The sequence below is a fragment of the Pseudomonas sp. BF-B-30 genome (assembly GCF_019956305.1).
GTDB classification, from domain to species: domain Bacteria; phylum Pseudomonadota; class Gammaproteobacteria; order Pseudomonadales; family Pseudomonadaceae; genus Aquipseudomonas; species Aquipseudomonas jessenii.
Genome location: NZ_JAHBDG010000037.1, coordinates 26,414 through 40,892, shown reverse-complemented (window position 1 = coordinate 40,892; position 14,479 = coordinate 26,414). Strand labels below are relative to the sequence as shown.

Below are 14,479 nucleotides of genomic sequence, written 5' to 3'. Positions count from 1 at the left end.
CCCTGATCGAATGGTTGACAGTTCGCACGCCGCGCGTTGTTAATCGGCGGGTCTTTGTACGCTGTTGTTCCCTCCAATAATCAGTCTGGAGCTTCAGATGTCTGCGCCACACGATCACGCCTCTACCGCGGTCCCGTCACACCTGTCACTCGAAGCGCTGAGCGCTTTGCTGGAGAAGATTTTTCTGCGTCACGGCACGTCGGCCGAAGTTGCCCGGGTGCTGGCGCAAAACTGCGCCGGTGCCGAGCGCGACGGCGCGCACAGTCACGGGGTATTCCGCATTCCTGGTTATGTTTCGACGCTGCAAAGCGGCTGGGTCAATGGTCAGGCCGTTCCGCTGGTCGAAGATGTGGCTTCAGGGTTTGTGCGGGTCGACGCCAATAACGGTTTTGCGCAGCCGGCCCTGGCGGCGGCACGCGAGTTACTGGTGCAGAAGGCCCGAAGTGCCGGCATCGCGGTGCTGGCGATCCGTAATTCGCACCATTTCGCGGCCTTGTGGCCGGATGTCGAACCCTTCGCTGAAGAGGGCCTTGTGGCATTGAGCGTGGTCAACAGCATGACCTGCGTGGTGCCCCACGGTGCCGACCGGCCGCTGTTCGGCACCAACCCGATTGCCTTCGCTGCACCGCGGGCCGAGGGCGGGCCGATTGTCTTCGATCTGGCCACCAGCGCCATTGCCCATGGCGATGTGCAAATTGCCGCCCGCGAGGGTGAACGCTTGCCGGAAGGGATGGGCGTAGACAGCCTCGGCCAGCCGACCACGGACCCGAAGGCGATTCTCGAGGGCGGCGCGTTGCTGCCTTTCGGCGGGCACAAGGGCTCGGCGTTGTCGATGATGGTCGAGTTGCTCGCGGCGGCACTGACCGGTGGCAATTTTTCCTTCGAGTTCGACTGGAAGAACCACCCTGGCGCCAAGACCCCCTGGACTGGCCAGTTGCTTATCGTGATCGATCCGGACAAGGCGGCGGGGCAAAGCTTTGCCGAGCGCAGCCAGGAACTGGTGCGGCAAATGCACGGTGTCGGCCTGAAGCGTTTGCCGGGTGACCGGCGTCATCATCAACGCGCTAAGTCGCAGGTCAATGGCATTGAGCTGGATGCCAAGACACTGGCGAACTTGCGGGAGCTGGCGGGGGAGTGATCCGTTAGATACGCCGCAACCCCCTGTGGGAGCGGGCTTGCTCGCGAAGGCGGTGTGTCAGCCAATATCCAGGTTGCTGACACACCGCTTTCGCGAGCAAGCCCGCTCCCACAGGGTTCAGTGTTAGCCAGTGCTTAGCGACGACCCAGCAACAACCCCACCACCAGGCCAAACCCGGCGGAAATCGCCACGGTTTGCCATGGATGCCCGCCGATATAGGTTTCAGTGGCCTCGACCGCGGGCCGGGTGCGGTCGCGTACGCTGCTCACCGAATCCCCTGCCTGCCGGAGTTTCAGGGCGATTTGTCCACGAAGGGTCTCTGCTTCTTCCCCGACCATCGAGGCGCTGCTTTTCAGCAGTTTTTCCGATTCTTCGATCAGCGTTTGAAGTTCGCTGAAGGCTTGATCCTTGATTTGATCTTCGGCGGCTTGCGCGGCGGTTTTGCGGGCCATTGAAGTACTCCTTGCAGGTAAGTGGACAGTGAACAATGGAGTCTGCCGTCGTCGGAAAAGTTGCAGCTATTTTGCCCGTGGAGGCCATCTTGCTGAAAAACCGGCGCAGGACCTTTCGTCCTACAGTGTAAGATGTCGCCTATTTTACGCAGCAGGAAATTCCCATGAGCTTCAATCTGGCCGACAAACCCCTCGCCGAGCGCGCAGCGCTTGAAGACGAGAAATCCCGTCTGTTCGAACTCTGGCAAAACAACCTGGGCAAGGCCAAGGGTGAGGCTGCGCGGTTGTTCGGCGAACGGGCCAAGCGCAAAGGCAAATGGGCCGAATGGGTGCGCGCCGAACTGGACGGCATGTCGCCGCCGGAATACGCCAACATGGTGCGCAGTGAAGTCAATCGCCTGATGGCGGCCAACAAGTAACAACGCTGTCAGGCGAAACTCGCGACGATTGCCTCGCGCACTTTCAAGAGCACCGGGTCGAACTGGGTGCTGGTCCGCCAGCCCAGTTCGATCGGGTAGCGCGGCAACGCCAGGGGGCAGGGCAGCAGCGCCAGCCCGCTGAGTGTTGCGATGCTTTGGGCGGCATGGGCCGGAATGGTCGCCACCGCCCGACTGCCTTTTAGCAAGTGCGGCAACGCGGCAAAATGCGTGGTCGAAGCGCACACCCTCCGGCTCAGCCCCAGCGCCGCCAATCCCTCATCGGTAATCCCGATAAAACCGCCGGACGACACCAGAATGTGTTCGCGGGCCACAAACTCCTCGAGACCGATGCTCTGCTGGCCCTCGACCAGGCTCGACGGGTCCACCAGGCACAGATAGCCACCTTCCCCCAGCACCTGACGGCTGAGCAGCCGCTCGGCAAACCCGCCCGCGGCAATCGCCAGGTCGATACTGCGCTCCATCAACGCCTGGGCGACGATCTGGCTGTGGGTCTGGCGGAAAATCAGCCGCAGTTTCGGCGCGCAACGGGCGATCTCTTCGATCAGCCGCCGGCCGTAGGCAATCTCGAAATCATCCGACATGCCGACCGTGACTGAGCGACCTTCGTACTGTTGCGCAGCCGGATCGACCATCGCCAGGCTCTGCCGGCATTTGTTCAGGGCATCGCTGACCACCGGTTTGAGCTGATTGGCCTTGAGCGAGGGGGCCAGGCCGCGTCCGGTGCGCACGAACAGCTGATCGCCATACAGCTCGCGCAAGCGACGCAAGGCCGCGCTGACGGCCGATTGCGTCACGCCCAGACGCAGCGCGGCACGGCTGGCGCTGGACTCTTCGTGCAGCGCTTCGAAGACTTTGAGCAGGTTGAGGTCGACGTCGGTGATATTCATTTGGTTCATATCATTCAGCAGTGAATCGGTCTTTATTGATGATTGCCTGACGCCGGAGAATGAGCAACACCTGATGCGAATGGAGTTTCCAAGATGCCCAAATCAATTGTCGCGGCCCTGCAGATCGGCGCCTTGCCCGGCGGCAAGGCTGAAACCCTGGAACAGATCCTGTCCTATGAAAACGCAATCATCGAATCCGGCGCCGGGTTGGTGGTGATGCCGGAAGCGCTGCTGGGCGGTTATCCCAAAGGCGAAGGCTTTGGTACGCAATTGGGCTATCGCCTGCCGCAAGGGCGCGAAGCCTTTGCCCGCTATTTTGCCAATGCCATCGACGTACCCGGCGCGGAAACCGAGGCGCTGGCGGCACTCTGCGCTCGCACCGCAGCCAATCTGGTGATCGGCGTGATCGAGCGCGCCGGCAGCACCTTGTACTGCACCGCGCTGTACTTCGATCCGCAGGCCGGGCTGGTGGCCAAACATCGCAAACTGATGCCCACCGGCACCGAGCGGCTGATCTGGGGCAAGGGCGATGGCTCGACCTTGCCGGTGATCGACAGCCAGGTCGGGCGTGTCGGTGCGCTGGTGTGCTGGGAAAACATGATGCCGCTGCTGCGCACGGCGATGTACGCCAAAGGCGTGGAGGTATGGTGCGCACCGACCGTGGACGAACGGGAGATGTGGCAAGTCAGCATGCGCCACATTGCCCATGAGGGGCGCTGTTTCGTGGTCAGCGCCTGCCAGGTCCAGGCATCGCCCCAGGCCCTGGGCCTGGACATCGCCAACTGGCCGGCGGATCGACCGTTGATTGCTGGTGGCAGTGTGATCGTAGACCCCATGGGCGACATCCTCGCCGGGCCGTTGCGCGACAGTGCCGGGTTGCTCACTGCGCAAATCGACACCGACGACCTGGTGCGCGCCCGCTACGACTATGACGTGGTCGGCCACTACGCGCGGCCGGATGTGTTCGAACTGACCGTGGACGAACGCGCCAAGCCCGGGGTGCGCTTCACCTCCTGATGCCCAGCGGGCTTTGGCCAAAGCAGTCAGACAACTTGATAGCTTTGACCATTGCCCGGTAACCCGCGCAGAGCGAGTATTTCCCTGTTGATTACGGTTCCCCCCAACCTAATAAAAACACAGTGGGATTCTGGCAATGCGCGATTACTTGTCTGCTACTTCTCAGTTCAATTATCAGCACACCGTCGATGCCGCGCTCGCGGGCGATTTGGCGGCCCTCAACGCCTGTGTCGAATGCTGTGACCGGCATGCCTTGCCGGGTCGCATCGCGCTGTTCTGGGAAGGACGCGATGGCACTGGTGCTTCGTACACCTTCACCGACTTGCAGGACAAGGCCGCGCGTTTCGCCAACTACCTGCTGGCCCAGGGCGTGAAGAAAGGCGACAAGGTCGCCGGCCTGTTGCCCCGCAATATCGAACTGTTGATCACCGTGTTCGCCACCTGGCGCATCGGCGCGGTGTATCAACCGCTGTTTACCGCATTCGGCCCCAAGGCCATCGAGCACCGCCTGGGCTGCTCTGGCGCCAAAGTGGTGGTGACCGATGCAGTGAACCGGCCGAAACTCGCCGAAGTCGCCGATTGCCCGTCCATCGTGACCGTCACCGGTGCCAAAGGGCAGGGCCTGGTGCATGGCGATTTCAGTTTCTGGGCCGAACTGGCCAACTATTCCGCCGACTGTGAACCGGTGCTGCTGACCGGCGAAGATCCGTTCCTGCTGATGTTCACCTCGGGCACCACCGGCCCGTCGAAAGCGCTGTCGGTGCCACTCAAGGCCATCGTAGCGTTCCAGAGCTACACCCGCGATGCGGTGGATCTGCGCCCGGAAGACGCCTTCTGGAACGTCGCCGACCCGGGCTGGGCCTACGGCATTTATTTCGGTGTCACGGGGCCAATGTCCATGGGCCATCCGATTACCTTTTACGATGGCCCGTTCACCCTCGAAAGCACCTGCCGGGTGATCAACAAGTACGGGATCACCAACCTCACCGGTTCGCCCACGGCCTACCGCTTGCTGATTGCCGGCGGCGATGAATTCGCCAAGTCGATCAAGGGCAAGCTGCGTATCGTCAGCAGCGCCGGCGAGCCGCTGAACCCGGAAGTGATCCGCTGGTTCGCCGATAACCTCGACGTGGTCATCCACGACCACTACGGCCAGACCGAACTGGGCATGGTGCTGTGCAACCACCACGGCCTGGAGCACCCGATTCACATGGGCGCCGCCGGTTTTGCCTCGCCGGGCCACCGCATTGTGGTACTGGACGACGACTACAAGGAACTCGGCGTTGGGCAGCCGGGCATCCTGGCTATCGACCGCAGCCAGTCGCCGATGTGCTGGTTCGCCGGCTACGAAGGCGGGCCGACCAAGGCCTTTGTCGGCAACTACTACCTGAGTGGCGACACCGTTGAGTGGAACCCGGACGGCAGCATCAGCTTCGTCGGTCGCAGTGATGACGTGATCACCACCTCCGGCTACCGGGTAGGTCCCTTCGACGTGGAAAGTGCGCTGATCGAACACCCGGCCGTGGTCGAGGCCGCTGTGGTCGGCAAGCCCGATCCGGAGCGCACCGAACTGGTCAAGGCGTTCGTCGTGCTCAGCCCGCAATACCGCGCCGCCTCCGAGTTGGCCGAAGAGCTGCGCCAGCACGTGCGCAAGCGTCTGGCGGCGCACTCGTATCCCCGTGAAATCGAATTTGTCAGCGAATTGCCGAAAACCCCCAGCGGCAAATTGCAGCGCTTTATCTTGCGCAACCAGGAAATCGCCAAGGCTCAAGAGGCCGCGGCGAAGAACCTTCCAGCTTGAATCCAGGGAATTAATGATGCAGATCCAGAACAAGATTTTTATCGTCACCGGTGGCGCTTCCGGCCTCGGTGCCGCCACCGCCGAGGTGCTGGTCGCCGCCGGCGCCAAAGTGATGCTGGTGGACATGAACGCCGAAGCCGTTGCAGCCCAGGCCCAGCGCCTTGGTGCACAAAGCGTGGTGGCGGACATCAGCAACGAAGCGGCGGCCGAAGCTGCCGTGCAGGCGACGGTCAAGGCCTTTGGTGGCCTCAACGGCCTGGTCAATTGCGCCGGCATCGTGCGTGGCGAGAAGATTCTCGGCAAGACAGGTCCGCATGCACTGGCCAGTTTCAGCCAGGTGATCAACGTCAACCTGATCGGCAGCTTCAACATGCTGCGCCTTGCGGCCGCGGCGATTGCCGAGACCGAAGCGGATGCCGATGGCGAGCGCGGCGTGATCATCAACACCGCGTCTGCCGCGGCTTACGACGGCCAGATCGGTCAGGCGGCTTACTCGGCGTCCAAGGGCGCGATTGTCAGCCTGACCTTGCCGGCGGCCCGTGAGCTGGCGCGCTTCGGCATCCGTGTCATGACGATCGCCCCCGGCATCTTCGAGACGCCGATGATGGCCGGCATGACCCAGGAAGTCCGCGATTCCCTGGCCGCTGGCGTGCCATTCCCGCCGCGTTTGGGCAAACCGGGCGAGTATGCCGGGCTGGTCAAGCATATTATTGAAAACAGCATGCTCAATGGCGAGGTGATCCGTCTCGACGGTGCCTTGCGTATGGCCGCCAAGTAAGGAGGATTTGTCATGACAATGTCCAACGATCCAATTGTTATCGTCAGCGCCGTCCGCACCCCGATGGGCGGTTTCCAGGGCGAACTGAAAAGCCTGACCGCACCGCAACTCGGTGCGGCCGCCATCAAGGCCGCCGTCGAACGTGCCGGTGTTGCCAGTGATAGCGTCGACGAAGTGCTGTTCGGCTGCGTGCTGCCGGCAGGCCTTGGCCAGGCCCCTGCGCGTCAGGCGGCGCTGGGCGCGGGGCTGGATAAATCGACCCGCTGCACCACCCTGAACAAGATGTGTGGCTCCGGCATGGAAGCGGCGATTCTGGCCCATGACATGCTGGTGGCGGGCAGTGCCGACGTGGTGGTTGCCGGTGGCATGGAAAGCATGTCCAACGCGCCTTACCTGCTGGATCGCGCCCGTGCCGGATACCGCATGGGCCATGGTCGGGTGCAGGACTCGATGTTCCTGGACGGCCTCGAAGATGCCTACGACAAGGGCCGCCTGATGGGCACCTTCGCCGAAGACTGCGCCGAAACCAACGGCTTCAGCCGTGAAGCCCAGGACGCGTTTGCCATTGCCTCGACCACTCGTGCGCAACAGGCGATCAAGGACGGCAGCTTCAAGGCCGAAATTGTGCCGCTGACCGTAACTGTTGGCAAAGAACAGGTGGTGATCAGCAACGACGAGCAGCCGCCAAAAGCCAGGCTGGACAAGATTGCTTCGCTGAAGCCGGCATTCCGCGAAGGCGGTACGGTGACGGCGGCCAACTCCAGTTCGATCTCCGACGGTGCCGCCGCGCTGGTGCTGATGCGCCAGTCCCAGGCACAGAAACAAGGCCTGAAACCCTTGGCGGTGATTCATGGCCACGCTGCGTTCGCCGACACCCCGGGCCTGTTCCCGGTGGCACCGATTGGTGCAATCAAGAAGTTGATGAAGAAAACCGGCTGGTCGCTCAATGATGTGGATCTGGTGGAAGTCAACGAAGCCTTCGCCGTGGTCGGCATGGCCGCGATGACTCATCTGGAAATCCCTCACGAGAAACTCAACGTGCACGGCGGCGCGTGCGCCCTCGGGCACCCGATCGGAGCGTCCGGTGCGCGGATTCTGGTGACCCTGCTTTCGGCCCTGCGCCAGAAAGGCCTGAAGCGTGGTGTCGCGGCGATTTGTATCGGCGGCGGTGAAGCGACGGCGATGGCCGTGGAATGCCTCTACTGAAACTGACGCTATCCCATGTGGGAGCGGGCTTGCTCGCGAAAGCGGTGTGTCATCCGACGATGATGTCGACTGACACGGCCACTTCGCGAGCAAGCCCGCTCCCACAGGGTTCTGCGTCGTAACCAGATTTAAGGATTCACCATGATCCCCAATGACGACCAACAACAAATCCGCGACATGGCCCGGGACTTTGCCCAGGAACGGCTGAAGCCCTTCGCTGCCGAGTGGGACCGCGAGCACCGTTTTCCCAAGGAGGCCATCGGCGAAATGGCCGGGCTGGGCTTCTTCGGCATGCTGGTGCCGGAGCAGTGGGGCGGATGCGACACCGGTTACCTGGCCTACGCCATGGCGCTGGAAGAAATCGCCGCCGGCGATGGCGCCTGCTCGACCATCATGAGCGTGCACAACTCCGTGGGTTGCGTACCGATCCTCAACTACGGCACCGATGAGCAGAAAGAGCGCTTCCTCAAACCATTGGCCAGCGGTGCGATGCTCGGTGCCTTTGCGCTGACCGAGCCCCAGGCCGGTTCCGACGCCAGCGGCCTGAAAACCCGTGCACGCCTGGAAGGCGATCATTATGTGCTCAACGGCTGCAAGCAGTTCATCACCTCCGGGCAGAATGCCGGGGTGGTGATCGTGTTTGCGGTGACCGATCCGAGTGCCGGCAAACGTGGCATCAGCGCCTTTATAGTGCCGACCGATTCGCCGGGCTACAAAGTCGCGCGGGTCGAAGACAAGCTCGGCCAGCATGCGTCCGACACCTGCCAGATCCTTTTCGAAGGCGTGAAGGTGCCGCTGGCCAATCGTTTGGGCGAGGAGGGCGAAGGCTACAGGATTGCCCTGGCCAACCTTGAAGGCGGCCGCGTCGGCATCGCTTCGCAATCGGTGGGCATGGCCCGTGCCGCGTTCGAAGCGGCGCGCGATTACGCCCGTGAGCGCGAGAGCTTCGGCAAGCCGATCATCGAGCACCAGGCCGTGGCCTTCCGCCTGGCGGACATGGCGACCCAGATCGCCGTGGCGCGGCAAATGGTGCACTACGCCGCCGCTCTGCGTGACAGTGGCAAACCGGCCCTGGTCGAAGCGTCGATGGCCAAGTTGTTCGCCTCGGAAATGGCCGAGAAGGTATGCTCCTCGGCGCTGCAAACCCTGGGCGGTTACGGTTACCTCAACGATTTCCCGCTGGAGCGGATCTACCGCGACGTGCGGGTCTGCCAGATCTACGAAGGCACCAGCGATATTCAGCGCATGGTCATTTCGCGCAATTTATAAGAAGGAGTCCCCTGTGAGCTACGAAACGATTTTGCTGGAAACCCACGGCCGCGTTGGCCTGATCACCCTCAACCGTCCACAAGCGCTGAATGCGTTGAACGCGCAGATCGTCAGCGAACTGAACCAGGCCCTCGACGGCTTCGAGGCTGACTCGAACATCGGCTGCATCGTCCTGACCGGTTCGAAAAAAGCCTTTGCCGCCGGTGCCGACATCAAGGAAATGGCGGAGCTGACCTACCCGCAGATCTACATCGACGACCTGTTCAGCGACAGCGATCGTGTGGCCAACCGCCGCAAGCCGATCATCGCGGCGGTCAACGGTTTCGCCCTGGGTGGCGGCTGTGAGCTGGCGTTGATGTGCGATTTCATTCTGGCCGGTGACAACGCCAGATTCGGCCAGCCGGAAATCAATCTCGGCGTGTTGCCGGGCATGGGCGGCACCCAACGACTGACCCGCGCCGTGGGCAAGGCCAAGGCCATGGAAATGTGCCTGAGCGGCCGCTTGATCGATGCCGTGGAAGCCGAGCGTTGCGGCATCGTGGCGCGTATCGTGCCGAGCGATGAGCTGTTGGATGAAGCGCTGAAAGTCGCCGCGTTGATCGCTAAAAAGTCGTTGCCGATTGCGATGATGGTCAAGGAAAGCGTCAATCGTGCCTTTGAAGTGAGCCTGGCCGAAGGCGTGCGCTTTGAGCGTCGGGTGTTCCATGCGGCGTTTGCGACGCAGGATCAGAAGGAAGGGATGGCGGCGTTCATTGCCAAGCGTGAGGCTGAGTTCCAAGGCAAGTGATGTAGTCACCTTTCGGACGCTTTCGCGAGCAAGCCCGCTCCCACATTGGATCTCAGCGTTTATGAGATCCCCTTGTAGGAGCGAGCCTGCTCGCGAAAAACCTGAGGGCACCGGGTTGATTCAGGTACCCCGCGTTATCGTTGGCCACCATCGCGAGCGAGCTCGCTCCTACAGGTACAGGGCATCAAATCAGGTAGTTCTTCAGCTCGCGGGCAATCACCATCCGCTGAATTTCGCTCGACCCTTCGTAGATCTGCGTGATCCGCGCATCCCGGTAGTACTTCTCCACCGGATAGTCTTCCAGATACCCGTATCCGCCATGAATCTGAATCGCGGAGGAGCAGACCTTTTCCGCCATTTCCGACGCAAACAGCTTGGCTTGTGACGCCTCCGACAGACAGGGTTTGCCGGCCGTGCGCAGGCGTGCGGCATGCAGGATCATCAATCGCGCGGCGTTCAACTGCATGTGCATGTCGGCCAGCAGGTTGGCGATGCTCTGGTGTTCATTGATCGTTTTGCCAAACTGCACACGATCACGGGAATAAGCCAGTGCCGCCTCAAACGCTGCGCGGGCGATGCCCAGTGCCTGGGCGGCGATGCCGATGCGGCCGCCTTCGAGGTTGGACAAGGCGATGGCCAGGCCCTTGCCGCGTTCGCCCAGCAAATTGGCTTCGGGGATGGTGCAGTTGTTCAGGGTCACCGCGCAGGTGTCGGAAGCACGGATGCCCATCTTGTGTTCGGTGCGGTCGACGATAAAACCGGCGGTGTCGGTCGGTACCAGGAACGCCGAGATGCCACGTTTGCCCAGGTCCGGATCGGTCACGGCAAACACAATCGCCAGTTTGGCGCGCTTGCCGTTGCTGACAAATTGTTTGGCGCCATTGATCACCCACTGGCCGTCGCGCAGTTCGGCGCGGGTGCGCAGGTTGTGCGCCTCGGAACCGGCCTGGGGTTCGGTCAGGCAGAAACAGCCGATGACCTGGCCGCTGGCAAGGTCCGCCAGCCAGGTCTGCTTCTGTTCTTCGCTGCCGTAGTTGAGCACCGGCCCGCAGCCCACGGAGTTGTGGATGCTCATGAAGGCGCCGGTAGCACCGTCGCCGGCGGAAATTTCTTCTACCGCCAGTGCATAGGCCACATAGTCGACATAGGTGCCGCCCCATTCCTCTGGGACCACCATGCCCAGCAAGCCCAGTTCGCCCATTTTCGCCACCAGACCGTCATCGATCCAGCCGGCCTTTTCCCAGGCCTGGGCATGGGGCGCGATTTCGCCGCGGGCAAAATCCCGGGCCATGTCGCGGATCATGACTTGCTCTTCGCTCAATTCGATATCGTGCATGGCTCAGCTCTCGCTCCGGTCAAACTCGCTGAAGAAGCTCGCCACGTGTTCGGCGTCCAGTGCCTGGAGGGTGGGCGGGTTCCAGCGTGGTGTCTTGTCTTTGTCGATCAGCAAGGCGCGCACGCCTTCGATCAGGTCGCCGCGCTCGAACCACTGACGGTCCAGGTGCAGCTCAAGGGCGAAACATTGTTCAAGGGGCAGCTCGCGTCCGCGACGGAGCATTTCCAGGGTCACGGCCATGGCCAGCGGCGAGCGGGTTTCCAGCAGGTCGGCGGTGGTGACGGCCCACTCATGGCTGTCGGCGACCGTTACCTGGCGTAGTTGCTCCACAATACTCGGCACATCGGGCTGGGCGAAGAAGTGGTCGATGGCCGGGCGCAAAGTCGCCAGTGGCGCATCGGGCAGTTGCTGCACGGCGAGTTTCGCCAGCAGGCCTTGCAGATCCTTGAGCGGCGTATCGTGCCATTCGAGCTGGTCGAGTTTTTCGTCCAGGACGCCAAGCTTGTCGCTTTCCAGGTACCAGTCGGCCAGGCCGCAATACAGCGCATCGGCGGCGCGAATCTGCACGCCGCTGACGCCGAGGTAAATCCCCAGTTCACCGGGGATGCGCGGCAGGAAGTAACTGCCGCCGACGTCCGGGAAATAGCCGATGCCGACTTCCGGCATCGCCAGGCGGCTTTTCTCTGTGACCACGCGCAGGTCTGCGCCTTGCACCAGGCCCATGCCGCCGCCGAGGACAAAACCGTCCATCAGGGCCAGCACCGGTTTGCGGTAGTGGTGGATCGCGAGGTCGAGGGCGTATTCCTCGACAAAGAAATCTTCGTGCAGGGTGTCGCCGCTTTTGAAACTGTCATGCAGCGAGCGAATGTCGCCGCCGGCGCAGAAGGCTTTTTCCCCGGCACCGCGCAAGACCACGGCATGGACTTGCGAATCCTGGGCCCAGGCGTCGAGCTGGCGGTGCAGGTTGCGCACCATGTCCAGGGTGAGGGCATTGAGGCCGGCGGGGCGGTTGAGGGTCAGGTGACCAATGTGGTTGCGAACCTCGGCCAGCACTTCGTTTTGCATGGCATCCATGGACTGAGTCCCGGGAGAAAAAACCTGAGCAGTCATCACTAACTCCCTGCTTTTATTGTTCTTTATCAAGATGCTCGCGCGCGAGCGATGGCGGATCGTATCAGTGCAAATTTGCCTTGTACAACCCGGATAAGTGCAGGTTATCTGTGCATTTTTGCATGACAGTGTCCGGCATTGTTACAGCGTAGACCACGACGTAGTCAGGCAAACGCCGCGAGCAGATCCTCTTCGAATGCCTTTTGTGCATCGCCGGCCACTTGCGCCCGGTGCCGGGCCAGATGAAACGCGACATCGAAACTCATGTCGCCTCGACGCACGGCCCTGAGCAAACCCTTGTTTTCCCAGGCATGGGCGAAGTGGCTGGGCAAATAACCGACATGCTTGCCGGAAAGGATAAAGGCGAGGGTGCCTTCGACTTGTTCCGAGCGCGCCGAACACAGCTTGCCCTGGAAGGGTTCGTCACTGCGCAGAAAACGGTAGGGGTGATCGACCCGGTCGCTGGCCTGCAGATCCTGATCGCAGGGGGCCGGGTTGGTGAACAGCGGATGGCCGGGGGCGCAATACAGATGCTGGGTTTCAATGAACAATTGGCGGTAGTCAAACGCGCTTTGCACTTGCGAGAAATAGCCGATGGCCAGGTCCAGCCGCTGTTGCAGTAGCAAACGCTCCATTTCGCCGGGCATGGCGCTGATCAGTTCGATGCGCACGGACTCGTCCCGCTCACGGAAGCGCCGGATCGCCTCGGCCACCCGTTGCAGCACCGATTGATCCAGGGCTTCGGACAGACCCAGGCGCACTTCACCGATCAAGCGCCCGGCCACGCCGTTGGATTGATGACGGAAGGCTTCGATGGATTCGAACAGGGTGCGTGTGGCGCTGAGGAGTTGTTCGCCCTTGGCGGTGACCTTGAATCCGCCCTTGCCGCGGCTGCACAGGCGATAGCCAAGGCGGGTTTCCAGCTTGGCCATTTGCTGGCTGATGCTCGACTGGCTCAAGCCCAGCTCACCCTGGGCGGCACTGAAACCGCCGCACTCCACCACGCTGACAAACAGACGCAACAATTGCAGGTCCAGATCATGGAGTTGGCCGAGCATCAAACATTACTCCGTCATAAAGTCAGGTTAATTAACTTGATATTTCACCAATGTATCCGACGACGCATCCTGCAACCACTTCCTCTGGTCAGGTGTTCGTCATGGCTCCCATGTTCAAGCTGTGTTTACCCGCGCTGTTGCTCGCCGTGGCTGTTTCGGCCCAGGCCGAAGACAAGGTGGTCAATCTGTACAGTTGGGCCGATTACGTGGCCCCCGAAACCCTGCAGCGGTTCGAGCAGGAAACCGGCATCCATGTGCGCTACGACACCTTCGATTCTTCGGAAGTACTGGAGACCAAGCTGCTCACCGGCGGCAGCGGTTATGACGTGGTGGTACCGTCCTCCAGTGTGCTGGCCCGGGGGCTTGCAGCCGGGGCGTTGAAACCGATTCCCCACGAAGGACTCAAGGGTTACGCCAACCTAGATCCGGACTTGCTGGAAAAACTCGCCGCTGTCGATCCCGGCAACCGCTATGGCGTGCCTTATACCTGGGGCACGCTGGGATTGGGCATGAACGTCGAGGCGATCAAGCAGCGCTTGCCGGACGTGCCGCTCAATAGCCTGGACCTGCTGTTCAAACCCGAGTACGCAAGCAAGTTGAAAGACTGCGGCATCGCCATTCTCGACTCGCCCCAGGAGGTGATCGGACTGGCGCTGCATTACCTGGGTAAAGATCCCTACAGCACGGACAAGAATGATCTGTCAGCCGCCGAGGCGTTGCTGCATCAGCTACAGCCGAACGTGCTGTACGTCGCCACCGGGCGGCAGATCAGCGACCTGGCCAATGGCAGCGTGTGCCTGGCGTTGACCTACAACGGTGACGCCAGCATGGCCGCCGACCAGGCACGCAAGGCCAACAAACCCTATGAAATTGCCTACCGGATTCCCAGGGAAGGCACCCTCGTGTGGCAGGACAACCTGGCGATTCCCAAGGACGCGCCGCACCCAGAAGCCGCCCGCGCCTTTATCGAATTCATGTTGCGCCCCGAGTCCGTTGCGGCACTGACCAACACCTTGTTCTTCGCCACGGCGAACCAGGCCGCCACGCCGCTGGTGGATGAAGCGGTGCGCACCGATCCGGACATCTACCCGCTGGCCGACGTGCGCGAACGGCTGTACGCCGACCGCAGCATGAACCTCAAGGACATGCGCCAGCGCACGCGCTTGTGGACCACTTTCCGTAGCCGCCAATAACTATAAA

Annotated in this window: 14 protein-coding genes; 9 read left to right on the top strand and 5 right to left on the bottom strand. The window is 61.8% G+C overall.

Features of this window, described 5'->3' with window-relative positions; all coding sequences use genetic code 11:
* The first annotated feature begins 97 nt into the window (after positions 1–97).
* The gene (locus KGB29_RS19400; protein WP_150814030.1) at positions 98–1,138 is read left to right on the top strand and encodes an Ldh family oxidoreductase; all 1,041 of its coding nucleotides are present in this window, start codon (positions 98–100) and stop codon (positions 1,136–1,138) included.
* Positions 1,139–1,272: 134 nt separating this feature from the next.
* On the opposite strand, the gene KGB29_RS19395 is transcribed toward KGB29_RS19400, so the two are convergent.
* Positions 1,273–1,590 carry a YqjD family protein gene (locus tag KGB29_RS19395; RefSeq protein ID WP_150814029.1) on the bottom strand — a complete coding sequence of 106 codons (318 nt, stop codon included), beginning with the start codon at positions 1,588–1,590 and terminating at the stop codon, positions 1,273–1,275.
* 164 nt (positions 1,591–1,754) lie between these two features.
* Here KGB29_RS19395 and KGB29_RS19390 point away from each other — a divergent pair, with 164 nt between their 5' ends.
* Positions 1,755–2,009, top strand: a complete 255-nt coding sequence (locus tag KGB29_RS19390) for a hypothetical protein (protein WP_007970091.1) — start codon at positions 1,755–1,757, stop codon at positions 2,007–2,009.
* Between the two features lie 8 nt (positions 2,010–2,017).
* On the opposite strand, the gene KGB29_RS19385 is transcribed toward KGB29_RS19390, so the two are convergent.
* Positions 2,018–2,926, bottom strand: a complete 909-nt coding sequence (locus KGB29_RS19385) for a LysR family transcriptional regulator (protein ID WP_150814028.1) — start codon at positions 2,924–2,926, stop codon at positions 2,018–2,020.
* Between the two features lie 84 nt (positions 2,927–3,010).
* On the opposite strand from KGB29_RS19385, the gene KGB29_RS19380 reads away from it, so the two are divergent.
* From KGB29_RS19380 to KGB29_RS19355, 6 genes are all read left to right on the top strand, one after another.
* Positions 3,011–3,934 (top strand): carbon-nitrogen hydrolase family protein, encoded by a 924-nt coding sequence (locus tag KGB29_RS19380; RefSeq protein ID WP_150814027.1) that lies wholly within the window; start codon positions 3,011–3,013, stop codon positions 3,932–3,934.
* Between the two features lie 136 nt (positions 3,935–4,070).
* Entirely contained in the window at positions 4,071–5,735 is a 1,665-nt protein-coding gene (locus tag KGB29_RS19375; RefSeq protein ID WP_150814026.1) for an AMP-binding protein, read from the top strand.
* 16 nt (positions 5,736–5,751) lie between these two features.
* The gene (locus tag KGB29_RS19370) at positions 5,752–6,513 is read left to right on the top strand and encodes an SDR family NAD(P)-dependent oxidoreductase (protein WP_150814025.1); all 762 of its coding nucleotides are present in this window, start codon (positions 5,752–5,754) and stop codon (positions 6,511–6,513) included.
* 12 nt (positions 6,514–6,525) lie between these two features.
* On the top strand, positions 6,526–7,719 hold the full coding sequence (locus KGB29_RS19365; protein ID WP_102670378.1) for an acetyl-CoA C-acyltransferase: 1,194 nt from the start codon (positions 6,526–6,528) through the stop codon (positions 7,717–7,719).
* A 141-nt stretch (positions 7,720–7,860) separates the two neighbouring features.
* Positions 7,861–8,988 carry an acyl-CoA dehydrogenase gene (locus KGB29_RS19360; RefSeq protein ID WP_150814024.1) on the top strand — a complete coding sequence of 376 codons (1,128 nt, stop codon included), beginning with the start codon at positions 7,861–7,863 and terminating at the stop codon, positions 8,986–8,988.
* A gap of 13 nt (positions 8,989–9,001) precedes the next feature.
* Complete coding sequence (locus tag KGB29_RS19355; protein WP_057714717.1) at positions 9,002–9,775, top strand: enoyl-CoA hydratase; 774 nt, start codon at positions 9,002–9,004, stop codon at positions 9,773–9,775.
* 184 nt (positions 9,776–9,959) lie between these two features.
* On the opposite strand, the gene KGB29_RS19345 is transcribed toward KGB29_RS19355, so the two are convergent.
* From KGB29_RS19345 to KGB29_RS19335, 3 genes are all read right to left on the bottom strand, one after another.
* Positions 9,960–11,111, bottom strand: coding sequence for an acyl-CoA dehydrogenase family protein (locus KGB29_RS19345; RefSeq protein WP_090455384.1), 1,152 nt, complete (start codon positions 11,109–11,111; stop codon positions 9,960–9,962).
* A 3-nt stretch (positions 11,112–11,114) separates the two neighbouring features.
* Complete coding sequence (locus KGB29_RS19340; RefSeq protein WP_150814023.1) at positions 11,115–12,221, bottom strand: enoyl-CoA hydratase/isomerase family protein; 1,107 nt, start codon at positions 12,219–12,221, stop codon at positions 11,115–11,117.
* Positions 12,222–12,385: 164 nt separating this feature from the next.
* Positions 12,386–13,279, bottom strand: coding sequence for a LysR family transcriptional regulator (locus KGB29_RS19335; protein ID WP_090455380.1), 894 nt, complete (start codon positions 13,277–13,279; stop codon positions 12,386–12,388).
* 101 nt (positions 13,280–13,380) lie between these two features.
* Between KGB29_RS19335 and KGB29_RS19330 the strand changes: the two genes are divergently transcribed.
* Positions 13,381–14,472, top strand: coding sequence for a polyamine ABC transporter substrate-binding protein (locus KGB29_RS19330; protein ID WP_057714721.1), 1,092 nt, complete (start codon positions 13,381–13,383; stop codon positions 14,470–14,472).
* The last annotated feature ends 7 nt before the right edge of the window (positions 14,473–14,479 follow it).